Genomic DNA, 18,862 nt, shown 5'->3' with positions numbered 1-18,862 from the left:
GACATGTTCGGTAATTACCTGATCGGGCTGCGCGAGGGCCTGGAAGCAAGCCTGGTCGTCTGCATCCTCATCGCCTATCTGGTGAAGACGGGGCGGCGCGACGCGCTGCGGCCCATCTGGATCGGCATCGGCGTCGCGTGCGGCATCGCGCTCGGCTTCGGCTGCGCGCTCACCTTCGGTTCGCAGGAGCTGACGTTCGAGGCGCAGGAGGCGCTCGGCGGTTCGCTGTCGATCGTCGCCGTCGCGCTTGTGACGTGGATGGTCTTCTGGATGCGGCGTACGGCCCGCCATCTCAAGGCGGAGCTGCACGGCAAGCTGGACGCGGCACTGCAGATGGGCACGGGCGCGCTGGTCGCCACGGCGTTCCTCGCCGTGGGGCGCGAGGGCCTGGAGACCGCGCTGTTCGTGTGGGCGTCGGTACGGGCCTCCAACGACGGTACGCACGGTCCGCTGATCGGCGTGCTCCTCGGCCTGCTGACCGCGATCGCGCTCGGCTGGCTGTTCTACAAGGGCACGCTCCGCATCAACCTGGCGAAGTTCTTCACCTGGACCGGCGCCATGCTGGTGATCGTGGCGGCGGGCGTTCTCGCGTACGGCGTGCACGACTTGCAGGAGGCGGAGTTCCTCGGCGGCCTGCGGAACAAGGCGTTCGACATCAGCGCGACGATCCCGCCGGACAGTTGGTACGGCACGCTCCTGAAGGGCGTCTTCAACTTCCAGCCCGATCCGACAGTTGTCCAGGTCACGGTGTGGCTGCTGTATTTGATCCCGACGCTCGCGTTCTTCTTCGCCCCCTCGGGCCTGCTCGGTTCCAGGAAGACGAAGGCCGCGGCCGAGCGGTCGCGGCAGGACGCGAACGATCCCGTGGGGGAGAAGAGCTGACGCGTGGGCAGGGGGTGCGCCCGGCTCGAACTGCCTTGCAAGAACCACAACATGCTCGTGGGCAGTTTCGGCGCCACCGCCCGCAAGGGTCCGCAGCGCCCGCGGCTGGGGTCTACGACTTCAACCTCCAGGAGCTCTGACCCGCCTCTGACCCCCTTCCCGGCCCCGGTAGGGTTCGTGCCCGGGAAGGGCGTAGGTGAAGGGATCCGATGAGTAACGTGCGCAGGCTTCGCAGTCTCAGCCGCCGACCGGCCACGGCGGCGGCAGTGGTGACTGTCCTGTCGATGGCGGCGAGCGGGTGCGTGACGGTGCACGGGGAGCGGGAGGTCGTCCCGTCGGCGACCAAGGCCGAGGCCGACCGTGCGCTGAAGGACTTCCTCACCGCGTACAACAAGGCGGACAAGGCGTACGACCCGGCCCTCGACGCGGCCAGGGTCACCGGCCCGCTGAGCGCCATCAATCAGGCGGGGCTGAAGTCGAACAGCGCCCAGCACCCGGACGGCAACACCGGCCAAGTGCCGCTGAAGCTGACGGATGCGAAGTTCTCGATCCCCAAGAAGGCCGGCTGGCCACGGTGGTTCGTCGCCGATGCACATGCCAATCGCCGGGAGGACATGCGCTGGCTGTTCGTCTTCACCAAGGGCAGCGCCGACCAGCTGTGGGAGGCCTCCTACCTGAACCTGGTGGCGCCGGGGAAGGTCCCCGAGCTGAAGAAGGACAAGGACGGCCTGGCCGAGCCGGTCGCGGTGGGCTCGTCGGCTCTCGCGGTGGCGCCGAAGGATCTCGGCAAGGAGTACACGACGTATCTGAAGTCGGGCGGCGACACCTTCGCGCCGGGCGACCACACGTCACTGTGGAAGGCGGCCCGCGACAAGAACGCCAAGCGCCGCGGCCTGGCCATCCAGTACATCGACGAGCCGCAGAACGAGGGCACGTTCGCGCCGGTGGGCCTGCGCACCGCGGACGGCGGGGCGATGGTCTTCTTCTCGACGCACCACTACGAGAAGCAGACCGCGGCGAAGGGCGTGAGCCTCACCATCGGTCCCGAGGTGAAGTCGCTCCTGAAGGGCGAGGTCAAGCAGTCGGTGACGCTGGAGCGCGTCTCCAACCAGCTCGTCCTCGACCCGGCGGGTTCGGGCAAGGTGTCTTTCCTGAGCCGCATCCAGGGTCTGACGGGCGCGCGGGGCGAGTAGCGGGGGCCCCGGGCGCGGGTGTCAGCCCCTCGACGGCCAGGCGGCGACGTCGTGCTGGGGCTCGCCCGCGACGCGGGCGCACTCGTCGGTGAGCGTCTCGAGCAGGGTCAGCGGATCCGGCAGCGCGTGCTCGGGGCCACGGATCCAGCTGACCGCCAGATCACCGGGCAGCCGGGCGGGCGGCACGAGAACGTACGAACCACGGCAGTGCCAGCGGAAGCCCGGGTGTTCGTTCGTCGTCTCGGGGTGGCAGTCGAGCTCGCAGGGCCACCACTCGTCCTCGTCCTCCGGGGTGCCGCGCGTGAGCGTGAAGAAGAGCATCCGCCCTTCCTCCATGACGCCCTCGGACTCGGCGACAGGGCCCACGTCGATGCCGTCGGCGAGCAGCCTGGCCAGGGCCTCGCGCCCGGCGGCCACCGGCACGTCCAGGACGTCGTGGACCATGCCCGTCGCGGTGATGAAGTTGGCCTGCGGCTGGTGCCGTGCCCAGCGCTCGATCTGCCCTCGGTCGGTCGTGGCCTGCGTCTGCCAGGCGAAGGAGATGGGGTGCCTGGCGGGTGTGGGACAGCCGATGCGGTCGCAGGAACATCGGTACGCGGAGGGGTGCGCGGCCGGTGAGAGCGGCAGACCCGCCGCCGCCGCGGCGACGAGCAGGGCCTCGCGGCTCGCCTCGTCACCTGCCGTGTCCTCCGGTCGGGGACGTCGGCGAAGCCACTGGGAAATCCTGCTCTGTCCACCGGAACGGCGGCCGAACTCCGCGCCCATCTATCCCCTCACCTCGCATTTGTGCCGAGAAGCCTCTCCCATGGTCGCACCATCCTGCGCCTCGGGGGGCCAGAGCCCACATCCGGGGTAGCTGGGGTGATGCAAGGCGCAGGGTGACATCGCGCGTCATTGCGTACTAACAGGGGATATACCCCCCTACCGTGTTCGCCATGGTCACCAGGAGCGTGCTCACGGGACTCTCGGGGCTCATGAGCCTCACCACACTGGCCCTCGCGGCGCCCGCCGGACCGGGCGGCCCGCTCGAATGGGGCAGCGGCCCCCTGACGGTGGAGGCACTCCCCCGCGTCACCTACACCGCGCATCGCGGCGGCGCCCTCGAGGTGCCGGAGAACAGCATGTCGGGTCTGGTCGCGGCGTACGAGCGCGGCACGGCCCAGGTCATCGACGTCGATACGCGGATGCTGCGCGACGGCACGCTGGTGGCCATGCACGACGCCACCCTGGACCGTACGACGACGTCCACGGGCCCGGTGCGCTCGCTCACCCTGGCCCAGTGGCGGCAGGTCAGGCTGCGGCCCGGCACCACCCTGCCGGGCAGCTGGCGCCCCGAACGGCCGCCGACGGTCGCCGAGATCCTGGACCGCTTCGGCGGCCGGATCGTCCTGATGCTGGAGGCGAAGGACCCGCGCAGCCTGCGCAAGCTCGGTTCGCTGATCCGCGCGCGGGGCCTGACCCGCTCGGTGTTCGTGAACTCGAACGACCCCGGCGTCGCGTCCCGCGCACACGGCCTCGGCCTGCTCGCGCAGCTGTGGCGCTCCAAGGCGCAGATGCGCACGGACCGGCCCGCACGCTGGGCCGGGTTCGTGGACGTACTCGATGTGGATCACAAGGCGCGGGACATCGATCTCCTGCGTGCGGTCAGCTCCGGGATCCCACGGGTGTGGGCGCACACGGTGACCACTCCGGGCCAACGCGACCGTGCCCTTCGGCTCGGCTGCAACGGCGTGATCACGGACACGCCTGGGCTGCTCGCGCGGACGCCGGTGAAGGGCGTGAAGGGCGCGCGTGCCGCACGTCTGTCGGAGGGGTGGCCGGTCAACTCCGTGTGATCAGCAGGATGTGATCAGCGCGGCGCGATGCCGTGGAGTGCGTACTCGACGAGCTTGTCGCCGTACTCGTGCGTGAGCGGTCCCGTTCGCTGCAGCCAGCGCTGGGCGATCGGGCCCGTCCACAGTTCCAGGGCGATGCGGGGGTCCACGTCGGGCGCGACCTGACCGGCCTCCTGGGCGATGCGCAGGCGCTTCACATAGAGCTGGAGCGAGGGTTCGAGGAGCTTCTCCACGTACTCGGCGCCGATGTCGTCGTTGAGCATTCCCTCGGCGGCGAGCGCCCGGTAAGGAGCGTCGTACTTGGGGTTCTTGAGCTCGTCGATGGTGGCCCGCACGACGTACTTGAGGTCGGCCTCCAGATTCCCGGAGTCCGGGATCTCGTACTCGATCTCGTGGCCCGCTTCGGCACTCGCCTCCACGCTCGCCTGGTGGCCGAGGTCGAGGAAGGCGTCGAGCAGGACGGCACCCTTCGACGGCCACCAGCGGTAGATCGTCTGCTTGCCCACGCCCGCACGGGAGGCGATCGCCTCGATCGTGAGCTTGCTGTAGCCGACCTCGGAGACCAGTTCGAGGGCGGCGTCATAGATCGCGCGGCGCGAGCGTTCGCTGCGGCGCTTGGAGTCTGGGGCGGATTTCGTGGCCATGCCGTCGAATGTAGCAGCGAACGAGCCGAGACGTACCGTCTCGATACCTCTTGACAAGACGAACCGTCTCGTTCAATGTATTCACAACAAGCCGAGACGATACGTCTCGCTGAGGCTCTCGATCCGGAGGTACGGAAATGTCACGAGGCGGAGCAGGAAACATGCTGGGTGTCGGCGGTGCGCGCACCAACCTCTCCCGCAAAGCGTTGCGCGGCGGTGGCGGCGGCGGTCAGATCGGCGGCGGGCTCAGCCCCCAGGCGCAGAAGCGCGAACTCCTTCGCAAGCTCCAGGAAGGCCGCTCGACGCACAACGAGTCATGAGACAGGGACGTGGATGGCGTCTTCACCTGCATGACCATCCGCCCAACCCGAGTGGACCACTCGTCGAACCACCCGTTCAGATCACTGCGCGAGGGCTCCTCACACCGCACCATGGGCAGCAACTGACCCAATATGGGCAGTAACTGACCACCGCGGTACGTGAGGAGCCCTCGTTGAGTCGTTTTCCTCGTCGCGCCACACCCCGGCGCTATCTGATGTGCCCACCGGCACACTTCAAGGTCACGTACTCCATCAACCCCTGGATGGACCCCTCGAAACCGGTCGACGTCCCGCTGGCCATCGCCCAGTGGGAGGACCTGCGCGACCGCTACCGCTCTCTCGGCCACACCGTCGAAGAGCTCGACCCGCGCCCCGGCCTGCCGGACATGGTCTTCGCCGCGAACGGCGCGACCGTCATCGAGGGCCGCGTGCTCGGCGCCCGGTTCGCCTACCCCGAGCGCGGCCCCGAAGCCCTCGCCCACCTGGAGTGGTTCCGCGAGCACGGCTTCACGGACCTGCACGAACCCACGCACGTCAACGAGGGCGAGGGCGACTTCGCCGTCACCTCCTCCTACGTCCTGGCCGGCCGCGGCTTCCGGGCCAGCCCCCTGTCGCACGGGGAGGCGCAGGAGTTCTTCGGCCGCCCGGTGCTCGGCCTCGATCTCGTCGACCCCCGCTACTACCACCTGGACACGGCGCTCGCGGTGCTCAGCGACACGGGGGACGCGACGGACGACGTCATGTACTACCCGCCCGCGTTCTCGCCCGGCAGCCAGGCGGTCCTGCGGCGCATCTTCCCCGACGCGCTGATCGCCGATGAGCCGGACGCGGTGGCCCTCGGGCTCAACGCGGTATCGGACGGCCTGCACGTGCTGCTCCCGCAGGCCGCGGCCGGCCTCTTCGCCCCGCTGCGGGAGCGGGGCTACGAACCCATCGGCATGGATCTGGGCGAGCTGCTCAAGGGCGGCGGCAGCGTGAAGTGCTGCACGCAGGAGCTACGCGTCTAGGGCGCCGCTTTCGTGGGGCGGCCATGCGTCGCCCCACTCCGCGTCGCGGGCCGCGCGGTACAGCGGGCCGTGGCGCTTGGTCACCGTCTCGCGGTGCAGCGTCTCGTCCGCCGCGCACAGATCGAGCAGGACCTGGCCCTTGCGGATCTGCGGTTTACGTACGACACGCTTCCGCGCTGGATGGGCGTCGAACCGGACGGCCGCGACATAGCTGAACTTCTCGTCCTCGTACGCCAGCGATCCGCCCTTGACCTGCCGGTGCAGGGACGAGCGGCTGACGCGGGCGGAGAAGTGGCACCAGTCTTCGCCGGGGACGATCGGGCAGGCGGAGCTGTGCGGGCAGGGGGCGGCGATCCGGAATCCGGCGGCGATCAGCTGGTCGCGGGCCTCGATGACGCGCGTGTAGCCGTCGGGGGTGCCGGGCTCGATGATCACGACGGCCTGCTGCGCCGCCGCTGCCGCCGCGTCCACGACCGAGCGGCGGTCGCTCTCCGTCAGCTCCCCGAGGACGTACGACACCGTGACGAGATCAGTGCTCTCAATGGTGAGCGCCGATCCGATACGAGAGCGCTGCCACTGCACCGCCTTCAACCACGGGTTGGCGGCGGCCAGTTCGCGCCCCAGGGCGAGTGCGGGCTCGGCCCAGTCCAGAACCGTGACCGGCCGCTCGCCGACCCACGTCGCGCTCACCGCCCAGGTCGCCGCGCCGGTCCCGCCGCCGACGTCCACATGACTGCGGGGCGCCCACGCCTCGGGCGCCGCGTCCGCGAGGGCGCCGAGCGCGGAACGTACCGCCTCGAAGGTCGCGGGCATCCGATACGCGGCGTACGCGGCGACGTCCGCGCGATCACGCAGGATCGGGGCGTCGGTCGGGGTGAGCCCCCGGTAGTTGGCGATCAGCCGTTCGACGGCTTGCGCGGCCTGCTTGGGCCCGAGGCCGTCGAGGAGACCCGCGAGGGCGCTGCGCAGGGCCGCGGCCGGAGAAGCGGGGGATGCCGGGGAGATCGGGGCGTTCACCCCCTGATTCTACGGGGGTAGGAAAAGCGTGAACCGCAGGGGAAGAGGCAGGGGAAGAGAGGGAGGGCGAGCCGCATGACAGATATACGGCAGGCACGGGTCGGCGACCACGGCGAGATCGTCGCGTGCGTACAGGAGTGGTGGGGCGACTCACGCACACCGGCACAGGCGCGCGATCTTTCACTGCTGCTGCCGAAGCTCTTCCTGCAGTTCTTCTCGGGCACGAGCCTGGTCGTCGAGGCGACCGACCGTGGCACGATCCGGGCGATCCAGGGGTTCCTGGTGGGCTTCTACTCCGCCGACAACGAGGACGAGGCCTACATCCACTTCGTAGGCGTCGATCCCGCACTGCGCGGCCAGGGTGTCGCCCGCCGCCTCTACACGGAGTTCTTCCGCCAGGCCGCCGACGCGGGCCGCCGCGAGGTGCGCGCCATCACGTCACCGACGAACACCGGCTCGATCGCCTTCCACCGGGCGATGGGGTTCGTGATCGAACCGGGCGACAGGGTGGTGAACGGGGTGTCCGTGCACAGCGACTACGACGGTCCGGGCCAGGACCGAGTGAGCTTCCACCGAAAGCTCTGAAGAGCGGCCCGCACGGGCGCCCCGTAAGGGGCGCGGGAAACTGCGCGCCCAGCCCCCACCGCGCCCGCGGGTCCGGCACAGCGCCCCCGGCGAAGCCGCTCAGCGCACGCGGGCAGCGGCCCGCGCGAGGCGAGTCGCCGCACGCGCCCGCGGCCCGCTGTCGGCGGGCCTGCGCCTGGGGTGCACAGTATTCGCCAGCAGAACCAGAAACGTGTCCGTGGCAGGGTCGATGACCAAGGACGTCCCAGTGAACCCCGTATGACCGGCGGCGCCCCTCCCCGCCAGCTCCCCCATGAACCACGCCTGGTCGAGGCCGAAGCCGAGGCCGGGCGGCATCAGCATCAGCTCGACGAAGTCCGGGCCGAGGATGCGCGCCGTACCGTACGAGCCGCCGCAGAGCAGTGCGCGGCAGAAGACCGCGAGGTCGCGTGCGGTGGAGAAGAGCCCGGCGTGACCGGCGACGCCGCCGAGCGCCCAGGCGTTCTCATCGTGCACCTCACCCCGCAGCATCCCCCGGTCCGTCTTCGCCCAGGGCTTGCGCTGGTCCTCGGTGGCGGCGGCGCCGGGGCGCGGCCCGAAGCCGGTGGCCGTCATGCCCAGCGGCCGCGTGATGCCCTCCTTCACGAGGACGTCGAGCGGGCGGCGCGTAAGGCGCTCCAGGACGTGCTGGAGGAGCAGCATGTTCAGATCGGAGTAGAGGTGGTCGCCCGGCGGGCTCGACGGGGCCTCCGCGCGCAGGGCGGCGAGGCGCGCCGCGCCGTCCGGGCAGTCGTACAGCGGGAGTTCGGGGCGCAACCCCGAGGTGTGCGTGAGCAGTTGGCGCACCGTGATGCCGTGCTCGGCGGCCGCCCTGAATTCGGGAACGTACGCCGAGACGAGTGCGTCGATACCGAGCGTGCCGCGCTCAAGCTGCTGCATCGCGGCGACGGTCGTGAACAGTTTGGTGAGCGATGCCAGGTCGAAGGAGGTGCCGGTGCGCATCAACACCTGCCGCTCCGGGGGCAGTTCGATGCCGGTGTCCGTCTCGGGGTCGTACGCGGCGTAGCGCACCGCACGGCCCACCGCCTCCTTGACGGCGATCACGGAGCCGCGCCCCGCGAGCACGACGGCGCCGGCGCACCAGGGCCGCTCGCCACGCGTCAGCTCGCGCACCTCGCGTACTAGGTGGCCCATCTCGTCCGTGTCGAGCCCCGCGCGGTCCGGTGTTCCGGTGCGCAGCAGGCGTGGCGCGGTCAGTGGTCCGTCCCCTCCCGAGTCGGGTCCTGAGCCGGACCTGCCGGGTCCTGAGCCGGGCTCTGAGCCGGGTCCTGAGCCGGGCTCTGAGCCGGGTCCTGAGCCGGGCTCTGAGCCGCCCCGGCCGAGTGCTGCCAGGGGCGGCACAGTCCCATGAAGCAGGCGATGGCCGCCAGAGCGCACACGAGCTGGACGACGGCCATCGGCACGGCCGTCGCCTCGCCCGCGATGCCCACGAGCGGCGAGGCGATCGCGCCGACGAGGAAGGAGGACGTGCCGATCAGCGCGGACGCGGAGCCCGCGGCGTGCGGGGTGCGCATCAGGGCGAGGGCGTTGGTGTTGGGCATCGCGAGACCCATCGCCGACATCAGGACGAAGAGCCCGGCGGCGATCGGGAACAGGCCGACGTCCCCGAAGACGCCCGTCGTCATGAGGAGCAGCGCGGTCGCCGCGAGGGTGATCACGACGAGGCCGAAGGTGAGCGCCTTGTCGAGGCTGACCCGGCCGACGAGGATCTTGCCGTTGATCTGGCCGACGATGATCAGGCCGACGGAGTTCACACCGAAGAGCAGGCTGAAGGTCTGCGGCGACGCTCCGTAGATCTCCTGGATCACGAACGGCGACGCCGAGATGTACGCGAACAGCGCGGCGAAGGCGAAGCCGCCCGCGATCATGTACCCGGTGAAGACGCGGTCGGCGAGGAGCGACTTCATGGTGCGCAGTGCCTCGACGGTGCCGCCGCTGTGCCGCTGCTCGGGGGCGAGGGTCTCGGGCAGCCGCCGCCAGACGAGCGCGGTCATGGCGATGCCGATCACGGTGAGCACGACGAAGATGCCGCGCCAGTCCGTGAAGCGCAGGACCTGCCCGCCGATGAGGGGCGCGACGACCGGGGCGACGCCGGAGATCAGCATCAGGGTGGAGAAGAAGCGGGCCATCTCCATGCCGTCGTAGAGATCACGCACGACGGCACGGGCGATCACTATTCCCGCGGCACCCGCGAGACCCTGCAACAGGCGGAAGCCGATGAGGAGTTCGACGGTGGGCGCGAAGGCGCAGATCGCGGTGGCGAAGATGTAGACGAAGAGCCCGATGAGCAGCGGCCTGCGCCGCCCCCACTTGTCGCTCATCGGCCCGACGACGAGCTGTCCGAGCGCCATGCCGGTGAGGCAGGCGGTCAGGGTGAGCTGGGCGGTCGCGGCGGACGAGTGCAGTGCGCGGGTGACCTCCGGGAGTGCCGGGAGGTACATGTCCATGGAGAGCGGCGGGACGGCGGTGAGACCGCCGAGCACGAGGGTGACGAGGAGGCCGGTGCGGCGCTGGGCGGTGAGGTCCCGCGCCGTGGGGGCGGGGGCGGGGCCCGATTCCGGCTTCCGGGACTGCCGTATGAGAGACCCTTCGGACCCACTCGTCGTACGGCTGCCGTGCTCCGGCATGGCGGATTCCCTCCCGATTAGGCGTGCGATTACCTATGCTCTCAGCTCAGCTGTACTGGTTGAGACCATTTCCGCGGTACTCCGCGGTACGGACAGGGGCCCCAGTGGTGGAAGACAACCGTGAACCCGTGCGCTGGGGCATCCTCGCGACGGGTGGGATCGCCGCATCGTTCACGGCGAACCTCCTGGACATGCCGGACGCGGAGGTCGTCGCGGTGGCCTCGCGGACCGACGCGTCGGCGAAGGCGTTCGCCGAGCGGTTCGGGATACCGCGTGCGTACGGAGAGTGGGGCGCGCTCGCCGAGGACAAGGACGTCGACGTCGTGTACGTGGCGACGCCGCACTCGGCGCACCGGACGGCGGCGGGGCTCTGCCTGGAGGCGGGCCGCGCGGTGCTCTGCGAGAAGGCGTTCGCGCTGAACGCGCGGGAGGCGCTGGACCTGGTGACGCTCGCCCGGCGGCGCGGCCTCTTCCTGATGGAGGCCATGTGGATGTACTGCCATCCACTGGTCAGGCGGATGAAGGCGCTGGTCGACGACGGGGCGATCGGTGAGGTGCGCACCGTCCAGGCCGACTTCGGGCTCGCCGGGCCCTTCCCTCCGGCGCACCGCCTGCGTGACCCGGCGCAGGGCGGTGGCTCGCTGCTCGATCTCGGGGTGTACCCGGTGTCGTTCGCGCACCTGCTGCTAGGGGAGCCGTCGGAGGTGACGGCGAGAGCAATGCTCTCGGCTGAGGGCGTTGATCTCCAGACGGGAATGCTGCTCTCGTGGGAGAGCGGCGCTCACGCTTTGTTGCACTGCTCCATCAATGCGGGCACCCCCGTCACCGCCTCGGTCACCGGTTCGCGGGGCCGCATCGACATCCCGGACGGCTTCTTCTTCCCGGAGCGCTTCGTCCTGCACCGCGACGGCCGCGACCCCGAGGAGTTCACCGCCTCCCCCGAGGACGGCCCTCGCGACAGCCTCAAGCACGAGGCCGCCGAGGTCATGCACCGGCTGCGCGCGGGCGACACCGAGTCCCCCCTCGTCCCCCTCGAAGGCACCCTCGCGGTGATGCGGACCCTGGACGCAGTGCGGGAGCGGATCGGGGTGCGCTACCCGGGCGAGTAGCGCACCCCCGCTGACCTGTAGCCCCGAAGCCCCGCCGGGTTACGCGGGCTTCAGCCCCGGGTTCCCCGCCTCCGTCACGAAGGAAGCCGTCGTCGTGATCGGCGCCCCGGGCGTCGTCACCGCCGACACGGTCTTGAAGTCGGCCCGCGCGGATTCCTGCCCCAGACCGACGGTCACGTACCCGCGCCGCCCGTTGTAGAACTTCATGTGCGGGTTGGCCTTGGTGTAGGTGTCCCAGTTCGCGGGCTTGTCGGCGCCGTCCTTGCCGCTCGCGATGGACGTGGCGACGATCTCCGTACCGACCGTCTTGGACGCCTGGTCGTCGAAGTCGGCCTTGATGTCGTAGGCGTACCCGACGTGCACATCGCCCGTGAGCACCATCAGGTTCTCGATCCCGGCGGACGCCGCACCCGCTAGGACGCGGTCGCGGGACGCCGTGTAGCCGTCCCAGGCGTCCATGCTGACCTTCGCCACCGCGTTGAGGTCCAGCTTCCGCTGGGCGAAGTTGACCTGCTGCGGCACGACGTTCCACAGCGCACGCGAGCGGCGCCACCCGTCGATGAGCCAGCGCTCCTGGGTGGCCCCGGTGAGGGTGCGCTTCGGGTCCGTGGACTCCGGTCCCGGGACGTGGGAGCCGTCACCGTACGCCTGGTCGGAGCGGTACTGCCGGGTGTCCAGGATGTCGAACTGCGCGAGCCGCCCCCACTGCATACGGCGGTAGAGCTGAAGGTCAGGACCCTGCGGCCGCTGCGGGCTTCGCAGCGGCTGGTTCTCCCAGTAGGCGCGGTAGGCGGCGGCGCGGCGCACCAGGAACTCGGATGGGGGTACCTCCCTGCTCGAGCGAAGCCGAGAGCTTGGGGGAGGGTTGCCGTTCTCGTCGAGGTCGCCCGCGTAGTTGTTCTCGGCTTCGTGGTCGTCCCAGGTGACGACGAAGGGGTGCGCGGCGTGTGCGGCGCGCAGATCGGGGTCGGACTTGTAGAGGGCGTACCGCAGGCGGTAGTCCTCGAGCGTCTGCGTCTCGCGGTTGTAGAGGGCGGGCAGGGTGCGGTCGGTGTAGTTGCGGGCGCCGCCGACCGAGTTCACCGCGTACTCGTAGAGGTAGTCGCCGAGGTGGAAGACGACGTCGACATCGTCCTCGGCCAGGTGTTTGTACGCGGTGAAGTAGCCGTCGTGGTACGCCTGACAGGAGACGGCGGCGAGCGTCAGGGCACTCACCTTGCTGCCGGCCGCGGGAGCGGTGCGGGTCCGGCCCGTCTCGCTGATCCACGTCCCGGTCTTGAAGCGGAAGTAGTAGGTCCGCGCGGCGTCGAGGTCGCCCACCTCGACGTGCACGGAGTGGTTGAACTCGGGGTGGGCGGTGACGGAACCGCGTCTGGCCGTGCGGCGGAAGCGGGCGTCGTGGGCGAGCTCCCACTGGACGGTGACGCGCTCGTTCGGCAGACCGCTGCCCGGCTCGTACGGTGCCGGGGCGAGGCGGGTCCAGAGCAGGACCGAGTCGGGCAGCGGGTCGCCGGATGCCACGCCGAGCGTGAACGGATTGTCAGCGATCTTCCGCGCGTCCAGCTCTGCGGCGCTCGCCACGCCCGCCGTCGGCAGGTTGGTGGCGAAGGCGAGTGCGGCGGCGGCGCCCGTGACGGTGAGGAAGCGTCGGCGGCCCAGGTGGCTTGCGGCGGCTCGGAGTTCGGCTGTTACCTGCTGGCCTGCGGGTGTCATGTGGCCCTCCCCTGACGATTGGTGTCAGGTGCATGGAAGTGGCGAGGGACGACCTGTGACTGTCACGTACACAACAGCCGGATGGCGGACGGATGATGTCCGCGTGGACACCCCTCCCGTACGCTGCGGGGCCATGAACGCAGAGCTAACTGGGCAGCTGACTGGACAGACGAGGACCGCTGTGGTGACCGGCGCGGGCTCCGGGATCGGCAGGGCCGTGGCGGTGGAACTGCTGCGGGCCGGATGGTCCGTGGCGCTCGCGGGGCGCCGCGTGGAGACCCTGGAGGAGACGGCGGCGATCGCCGCGGGAGTGTCGGAGGGCGCGGCGGTGCGGCCCGTCCCGGAGGCCGAGGCGGCCAGCGGAGAAGTGGGCGTCGCGGGCCCCGCGGGGCCCGCCGAGATCAACGCCATCTGCGTACGCACCGACGTCTCGCGGCCCGAAGACGTGGCCGCGCTCTTCACGTCCGTACGCGAGGGATTCGGCCGCCTCGACCTCCTCTTCAACAACGCGGGCACGTTCGGCCCCGGCGGCGTCCCCGTCGACGAGCTGGAGTACGACGCGTGGCGGCACGTCGTCGACACGAACCTCAACGGCGCCTTCCTGTGCGCGCAGGCGGCCTTCCGGCAGATGAAGGAGCAGGACCCGCAGGGCGGCCGGATCATCAACAATGGCTCCATCTCGGCCCATGTCCCCCGCCCGCGGTCCATCGCGTACACGGCGACGAAGCACGCGCTGACCGGCCTGACGAAGTCCCTCTCCCTGGACGGCCGTCCCTACCGGATCGCCTGCGGCCAGATCGACATCGGCAACGCTGCGACCGACATGACGGAGCGGATGCAGGCCGGAACCCTCCAGGCCAACGGGGAGTTGGCGCCCGAGCCGGTGATGGACGTGGCGGACGTGGCGCGGACGGTGCGGCACATGGCGGAGCTGCCGCTCGAGGCGAACGTGCAGTTCGCGACGGTGCTCGCGACCAACATGCCGTTCATCGGGCGGGGTTAAGGGCCAGGGCCCTTCTGACGGTCGGCCGACATCTTCACAAGCGAAATGGGAAACACCGCGCCAATTACGCGCATCCCACCCCGTATACTCGGCGTGCCCTCCACGAGAACTCCACATTCAGAGCACACTCGGAGCACACCTTGCGCATACGATCCGCGGCCCCGGCCGTCCTCGCCGCGGCCGCACTCGCGGCCCCGCTGCTCGCCGCGTCCCCTGCGACCGCGGCCGTGACCGCGCGCCACCAGGGCGGACTGCACCTCGGGTACATCCAGTTCGACAGCCCCGGCCGGGACAGCCGCTCCAACTCCTCACTGAACGCGGAGTGGGTGAACATCCACAACAACACCGGCTCGGGGATCCAGCTCAAGGGCTACAAGCTGAAGGACAACACCGGCTACACGTACACCTTCGGCAGCTACAAGATCGGCGCGGGCAAGACTGTCAAGGTCCGCACGGGCAAGGGCACCAACGCGTCGGGCGTCCGCTACTGGGGCCGCGGCTCGTACGTCTGGAACAACACCGGCGACAAGGCCCGCCTCATCAAGCCGAGCGGTTCGCTCAAGGACTCCTGCTCCTGGGGGAGCAGCCCGCCCGGATCCAAGAGCTGCCACTGAGGGCCCACTCGGCACGGTGAGGGGGGAGGGGGAGAGGCGTCTTGGCTGCCCCTCCCCCTCCCCCTCCCCCCCTCCTGTCGCATCCCCTCCTATCGCAGGATCCGCTCGACCTCGGCCAGCTCCCCCGCGCTCAACGCCCCGTACCGCAGCGCCCCCGCGTTCTCCTCGGCCTGCGCGACGGTCCGGAACCCCGGAATGGGCAGCGTCGCGGGACTCCGCGCCCAGAGCCACGCGAGCGCCCCCTGCGCGAGGGTCCGGCCGCTCCCGGTCAGCACGGACCGCACGGCGTCCACCCGCGCCAGCCACTCCGGATCCGCACCCCCGCCCGTCCCGAAGCCCGGCAGCCACTCGGGCGGCGCACTGCGAATGTCCCCGGCCACCGGCACCCGCCCGGCGCCGAACTTCCCGGTCAGCAGCCCCATCGCCAACGGGCTGCGCACCACACTCGCGAGCCCCAGTTCCGCACAGAGCGCCAGCATCTCCGGCGCGTCCTGGAGCACGTTGCAGCGATGCTGCACGGCCGCGCAGTGCGGGCCATCGGCGAAGAGTGCGGCTCGGGCCGGATCATCCGTACTCCACGCGTACGCCCGGATGAGCCCTTCCCGCACGAACTCCTCGCAGGCATCCCGGAGTTGTACGGCACGCTCCGGCTCCGCGTCGCCGATGTGCAGCTGATAGAGGTCGACGTACTCCGTGCCGAGCCGCTTCAGTGAGGCCGTCAGCGCACTGCGCGCGTACGCGACCGAGTCGTCCGCACGTCCGGCCGCGGCCCGCGTCTCCTCGTCGAAGAGGTTCCCCCACTTCGTGGCGATGACGACGTCTTCGCGCCGCGCGCCGAGAGCACGGCCCAGGACACGCTCGCTGTGCCCGGTCCCGTAGTTGTCCGCGGTGTCGAAGAAGTCGACCCCGAGGTCGACGGCCCGCCGGATCGCCCGCACCGACTCCTCGTCGTCGACCGCGCCCCAGCCGAGCGGCCGGCCGTCCGGCCCCGACCATTCACCACCGATGGCCCAGCAGCCGAAACCGAGCGCACTGACCTCGATGCCGGTGCGCCCCAATGTCCTACGGGCCGTACCTGTCGTCCGTGTCGTCCGTGTCGTCTCCATGCGTACGGACGCTAGGAGTTGAAGCGCACGCGAAGGCAAGGCTCCGCGCGGAACTTCAGACCGCTACAGAGCTACAGAGCTACAGAGCTACTAGAGCTACAGACAGCTTCAAGCCTGCCCCGTCTCGAACCGGGACACCTTCCCGCCGACGACATCGAACCGCCACTTCGTCCGCATCTCGCCCCACGTGTCGTTGCGGTACGTGACGACCAGCGTGCGCCCGCCGTCCGACTCGTTCTCCACGTCCATGTGGCCGTGCGAGGAGAAGACCTCACGCTCCGTCCACTCGGCGATGTCCCGGTCGGAACCGTCGTCGGACATGGTCGCGTCAGGGGTGAGCAGGGCCTGGAAGGCAGCCTGGTCGTGGGAGTTCACGGCGGTGACGAAGGCCTGGACCGTCGGGTCACTGAGCCGGTTTACCTGAATGCTCATGCACCCACAGTCACACCGGCCACCCCGACCCGCCACCGGACGGGGTCACTCGTACGGCCGATTGAGCGGGGTGCGGGGCGAGGCGCTGACGGACGGTGGTGGGAGACGAAAGCGCCGATGTGCCCGCACCCCCACCCCCAACCCCTTCGGAGACGCCGCCATGACCTGCCCCTCCCGCTCCTGCTTCGACCGACGTGACCTGGGCCTTCTCCTCCTCCGCGTCACCACCGGCGGAGTCCTCGCCGCCCACGGCGCCCAGAAGCTCTTCGGGTGGTTCGGCGGCCACGGCGTCGCGGGCACCGGCGCCTTCATGGAGTCCATCGGCTTCCAGCCGGGCAAGGCGAACGCCGTCATCGCCGGGCTCGCCGAGGCGGGCGGCGGCACGCTGCTCGCGCTGGGCCTCGCGACCCCGGCGGCCGGATCCGCCGCGGCGGGCGCCATGGCCGGGGCTACCGCCGTCCATGCCCCCAACGGCTTCTTCAGCCAGGGCGGCGGCTATGAGTACCCGGCGTTCCTGGGCGTGGTCTCCGCGGCCCTCGCTGTCACGGGCCCCGGCGCCTACTCCGCCGATCACGCACTCGGGCATTCCTTCAACCGCGCCTGGATGGTGCCTGCGGCTCTTGCGGGTACGGCGGTCGGGGTGCTCGTGTCGGTGGGTTCGCGGACACGGAACGTACGCCAGCAGGAGAGCGCGGCAGCGGGGGAAGACGAGGACTGACGGCCCCGACGTTCGACACCCCGAGCCTCCCGCCCCGCCCCGCCTCAGCCCTCACCAGAAGCCCTCGGTGTCGCGAACCACGCCTGGGCCAGCGCGTCGAGCGTCGGCTCCGGCGGGGCGGGCAGCTCCCGCAGGTACCAGGGCAGGTTGCTGTAGGCGTGGAGCAGGGTGTGGGCGAGGAGTTCACGCGGCTCGAAAGTGCGGCCGTAGGCCCGGAGGAAGCGGCCTAGCAGCCCCGGCTCCGCGCGCGTGACGAAGAGACCGACGCCCACGAAGTCGTACGCCCTGTCCCCGATCATTGCGGGCTCGAAGTCGAAGAGCCCGGTGAGCCGCCATCCATCGGCCGGGTCCACGGTCAGGTGCTGGCGCATGAATTCGGTATGCAGGAGAACCCGTGGCGGATCCTCCCTGAGCGGCATCGCGTCCAGGAAGCCGGGAATCTGCTCCAGCCAGCTCTCCGGCAGCCCGCGTTCCCGCTGCCGCTGGACGGCCCCGGCGCGCTGTCTGCCGAGGAAGGCGCCCCAGTCGCCGGGCCCGAGCACATCGGCGAGTGGCCCGGGGTCCAGGGCGTGCAGCGCGCGAGCGCCTCACCGGCCTCGGTGACCAAGCGCTCCCGGTCGGCGCGCGGGATGCGCGGCCAGGCGGCGGCGAGTCCGTCGCCCGGCAGCCGGGACATGAGCACGTACCGCCAGCCGTTCTCGTACGTTCCTGACGCGTGCACCCGCGGTGTGGGGACGGGAAGCCGCCCCTCCAGATAGCTCAACACCCGGGTCTCGGCCAGGCCGTCGGCGGCGACGGCACCGGGAAAGAGCTTGAGCACGAGGTCGTCCCCGACTCCGTAGACCGGCTGCGTCCCCTCCGTGAACCGGTCGAGCCGCGCTCCGGCGAGGCCGAGCCTGCGGCAGAGATCCTCGACTCCGGGCCGCATGACGGCCTCGTCGGGTACGACGACGTCCCATTGCTCGTCCGTGTCCACAGTGGGCAGCATGATCGGCACGGTAGGGGGCGGGTGAGGCGACGGCAACGTATTCGGTGCTGGGAAGCCGTAGCGGCGCCTGACCTGAAGCCCGCCGCGCATCGGCTACCGAAGTCTGTCGCCCATCGACTTTCGGCCGCTGCCCCGCGGGCCGATGCCCGCCTAGCGTCGAGGACATGACCAGCGAAGAGAGCCTCGGCCCGGCCCCCGTCCCCATCCCAGTCCCCGTCCCCCTCACGAAGGGCGTCGACAAGGGCGTCCCCCTTCACGAGGGCCGGACGACGGTGCTCGGTTACCCGCGTGCGGACCTGCTGACCATCCTCATCGGTATGCCGCTCCTCGGCCTCCTGCTCGGCCTCGGTCTGCCGCCGCTGGCCCGGTGGCTGAGCGGATCGCCGGTGCTGCCCTGGCGGGACGGCATCACGTTCATCGGCTCGCTGGACAAGCCGTGGCAGACGGGGGTCGCGGTGGGCGTGGCCCTGGTGGCCGGGGTCCTCCTCGCCGTCACGGACATCGACGAGACGCTGAAGCTGAAGGTGTCCGACGCGGCGCTCGAGACCGAGCAGCACAGCCTGAAGCGGACCATTGCGCGGGCCGAGATCTCGGCGGTGTTCCTGGACGGCAAGGAGCTGGTGGTCCTGGACGCGGGGTCGCGCGAGCTCACGCGAGGCGCCCACAATGCATCGGCACAGGCCCTGGCCGAGGCGTTCCGCTCGCACGGCTACCCCTGGCAGGACGCCGACCCGCACGCGTCCCTGTTCCGCCGCTGGATCCCCGGCGCTCCCGGCCTGCCCGCCGAGGCACAAGCGGTCCTCGCGGCACGGAAGGCCGCCCTGAAGGGCAAGGCCGGGGAAGACGTCCGGGACCTGGGCGAGGCGATGCAGGGTCTGGGCTATGTCATACGCGACGAGGGCAAGGACCAGTACTGGCGCCCGCTGGCAGGAGGGGCAGAAGACGGAGGGGAAGGGGGGGGGGGGGGGGGGGCGGGCGGGGGGGGGGGTGCCGCCCCCCCCCCCCCCCCCCACAACAAAACAAGACCCCC

General features: G+C 70.6%; 19 protein-coding genes and 1 pseudogene. 11 read left to right on the top strand and 9 right to left on the bottom strand.

Annotated features, from left to right (window positions below; all coding sequences use genetic code 11):
• Positions 1–3 precede the first annotated feature (3 nt).
• On the top strand, positions 4–882 hold the full coding sequence (gene efeU / locus ACGFSB_RS04105; protein WP_393393608.1) for an iron uptake transporter permease EfeU: 879 nt from the start codon (positions 4–6) through the stop codon (positions 880–882).
• A gap of 209 nt (positions 883–1,091) precedes the next feature.
• Entirely contained in the window at positions 1,092–2,075 is a 984-nt protein-coding gene (locus tag ACGFSB_RS04100) for a hypothetical protein (protein ID WP_393393607.1), read from the top strand.
• A gap of 21 nt (positions 2,076–2,096) precedes the next feature.
• Here the strand turns inward: ACGFSB_RS04100 and ACGFSB_RS04095 are convergent, their stop codons facing one another.
• Positions 2,097–2,840, bottom strand: a complete 744-nt coding sequence (locus tag ACGFSB_RS04095) for a bifunctional DNA primase/polymerase (RefSeq protein ID WP_393393605.1) — start codon at positions 2,838–2,840, stop codon at positions 2,097–2,099.
• Positions 2,841–3,010: 170 nt separating this feature from the next.
• On the opposite strand from ACGFSB_RS04095, the gene ACGFSB_RS04090 reads away from it, so the two are divergent.
• The gene (locus ACGFSB_RS04090; protein WP_393393604.1) at positions 3,011–3,910 is read left to right on the top strand and encodes a glycerophosphodiester phosphodiesterase; all 900 of its coding nucleotides are present in this window, start codon (positions 3,011–3,013) and stop codon (positions 3,908–3,910) included.
• A gap of 14 nt (positions 3,911–3,924) precedes the next feature.
• On the opposite strand, the gene ACGFSB_RS04085 is transcribed toward ACGFSB_RS04090, so the two are convergent.
• The gene (locus tag ACGFSB_RS04085; RefSeq protein ID WP_393393602.1) at positions 3,925–4,554 is read right to left on the bottom strand and encodes a TetR/AcrR family transcriptional regulator; all 630 of its coding nucleotides are present in this window, start codon (positions 4,552–4,554) and stop codon (positions 3,925–3,927) included.
• A 137-nt stretch (positions 4,555–4,691) separates the two neighbouring features.
• Between ACGFSB_RS04085 and ACGFSB_RS04080 the strand changes: the two genes are divergently transcribed.
• Both ACGFSB_RS04080 and ddaH read left to right on the top strand, forming a co-directional pair.
• On the top strand, positions 4,692–4,874 hold the full coding sequence (locus ACGFSB_RS04080) for a DUF6243 family protein (protein WP_393393600.1): 183 nt from the start codon (positions 4,692–4,694) through the stop codon (positions 4,872–4,874).
• A 173-nt stretch (positions 4,875–5,047) separates the two neighbouring features.
• Positions 5,048–5,881, top strand: a complete 834-nt coding sequence (gene ddaH, locus ACGFSB_RS04075; RefSeq protein ID WP_393393598.1) for a dimethylargininase — start codon at positions 5,048–5,050, stop codon at positions 5,879–5,881.
• Here the strand turns inward: ddaH and ACGFSB_RS04070 are convergent.
• Positions 5,870–6,898 carry a small ribosomal subunit Rsm22 family protein gene (locus ACGFSB_RS04070; RefSeq protein ID WP_393393595.1) on the bottom strand — a complete coding sequence of 343 codons (1,029 nt, stop codon included), beginning with the start codon at positions 6,896–6,898 and terminating at the stop codon, positions 5,870–5,872. The genes ddaH and ACGFSB_RS04070 overlap by 12 nt on opposite strands.
• Before the next feature lie 75 nt (positions 6,899–6,973).
• Here ACGFSB_RS04070 and ACGFSB_RS04065 point away from each other — a divergent pair, with 75 nt between their 5' ends.
• The gene (locus ACGFSB_RS04065; RefSeq protein ID WP_393393593.1) at positions 6,974–7,483 is read left to right on the top strand and encodes a GNAT family N-acetyltransferase; all 510 of its coding nucleotides are present in this window, start codon (positions 6,974–6,976) and stop codon (positions 7,481–7,483) included.
• A gap of 99 nt (positions 7,484–7,582) precedes the next feature.
• Here ACGFSB_RS04065 and ACGFSB_RS04060 read toward each other — a convergent pair whose 3' ends face one another.
• On the bottom strand, positions 7,583–8,656 hold the full coding sequence (locus ACGFSB_RS04060; protein WP_393393591.1) for a serine hydrolase domain-containing protein: 1,074 nt from the start codon (positions 8,654–8,656) through the stop codon (positions 7,583–7,585).
• A gap of 59 nt (positions 8,657–8,715) precedes the next feature.
• Entirely contained in the window at positions 8,716–10,149 is a 1,434-nt protein-coding gene (locus tag ACGFSB_RS04055; RefSeq protein WP_393393589.1) for a Bcr/CflA family multidrug efflux MFS transporter, read from the bottom strand.
• A gap of 128 nt (positions 10,150–10,277) precedes the next feature.
• On the opposite strand from ACGFSB_RS04055, the gene ACGFSB_RS04050 reads away from it, so the two are divergent.
• A complete protein-coding gene (locus ACGFSB_RS04050; RefSeq protein ID WP_393393854.1) occupies positions 10,278–11,258 on the top strand; it encodes a Gfo/Idh/MocA family protein in 981 nt (326 codons plus the stop codon).
• 39 nt (positions 11,259–11,297) lie between these two features.
• On the opposite strand, the gene ACGFSB_RS04045 is transcribed toward ACGFSB_RS04050, so the two are convergent.
• Complete coding sequence (locus ACGFSB_RS04045) at positions 11,298–12,971, bottom strand: alkaline phosphatase D family protein (protein ID WP_393393586.1); 1,674 nt, start codon at positions 12,969–12,971, stop codon at positions 11,298–11,300.
• A gap of 133 nt (positions 12,972–13,104) precedes the next feature.
• Here ACGFSB_RS04045 and ACGFSB_RS04040 point away from each other — a divergent pair, with 133 nt between their 5' ends.
• Positions 13,105–13,974 (top strand): SDR family oxidoreductase, encoded by an 870-nt coding sequence (locus ACGFSB_RS04040; protein WP_393393583.1) that lies wholly within the window; start codon positions 13,105–13,107, stop codon positions 13,972–13,974.
• 140 nt (positions 13,975–14,114) lie between these two features.
• Positions 14,115–14,588 (top strand): lamin tail domain-containing protein, encoded by a 474-nt coding sequence (locus ACGFSB_RS04035; RefSeq protein ID WP_393393580.1) that lies wholly within the window; start codon positions 14,115–14,117, stop codon positions 14,586–14,588.
• 89 nt (positions 14,589–14,677) lie between these two features.
• Here ACGFSB_RS04035 and ACGFSB_RS04030 read toward each other — a convergent pair whose 3' ends face one another.
• Together ACGFSB_RS04030 and ACGFSB_RS04025 are read right to left on the bottom strand one after the other, a co-directional pair.
• Positions 14,678–15,694 carry an aldo/keto reductase gene (locus ACGFSB_RS04030; protein ID WP_393393577.1) on the bottom strand — a complete coding sequence of 339 codons (1,017 nt, stop codon included), beginning with the start codon at positions 15,692–15,694 and terminating at the stop codon, positions 14,678–14,680.
• 108 nt (positions 15,695–15,802) lie between these two features.
• Entirely contained in the window at positions 15,803–16,126 is a 324-nt protein-coding gene (locus ACGFSB_RS04025) for a nuclear transport factor 2 family protein (protein ID WP_393393574.1), read from the bottom strand.
• A 160-nt stretch (positions 16,127–16,286) separates the two neighbouring features.
• Between ACGFSB_RS04025 and ACGFSB_RS04020 the strand changes: the two genes are divergently transcribed.
• Positions 16,287–16,844, top strand: a complete 558-nt coding sequence (locus tag ACGFSB_RS04020; protein ID WP_393393571.1) for a DoxX family protein — start codon at positions 16,287–16,289, stop codon at positions 16,842–16,844.
• Between the two features lie 44 nt (positions 16,845–16,888).
• On the opposite strand, the pseudogene ACGFSB_RS04015 reads toward ACGFSB_RS04020, so the two are convergent.
• Positions 16,889–17,832: pseudogene (locus tag ACGFSB_RS04015) on the bottom strand (aminoglycoside phosphotransferase family protein).
• Positions 17,833–17,996: 164 nt separating this feature from the next.
• On the opposite strand from ACGFSB_RS04015, the gene ACGFSB_RS04010 reads away from it, so the two are divergent.
• Positions 17,997–18,862: hypothetical protein (locus ACGFSB_RS04010; protein ID WP_393393568.1), on the top strand; the 866-nt coding region annotated here is incomplete at its 3' end.

The sequence above is a fragment of the Streptomyces sp. NPDC048441 genome, assembly GCF_043200235.1.
In the GTDB taxonomy this organism is placed as follows: Bacteria; Actinomycetota; Actinomycetes; order Streptomycetales; family Streptomycetaceae; genus Streptomyces.
The sequence above is the reverse complement of the archived record's forward strand: the minus strand, read 5'-3'. Positions and strand labels throughout refer to the sequence as shown.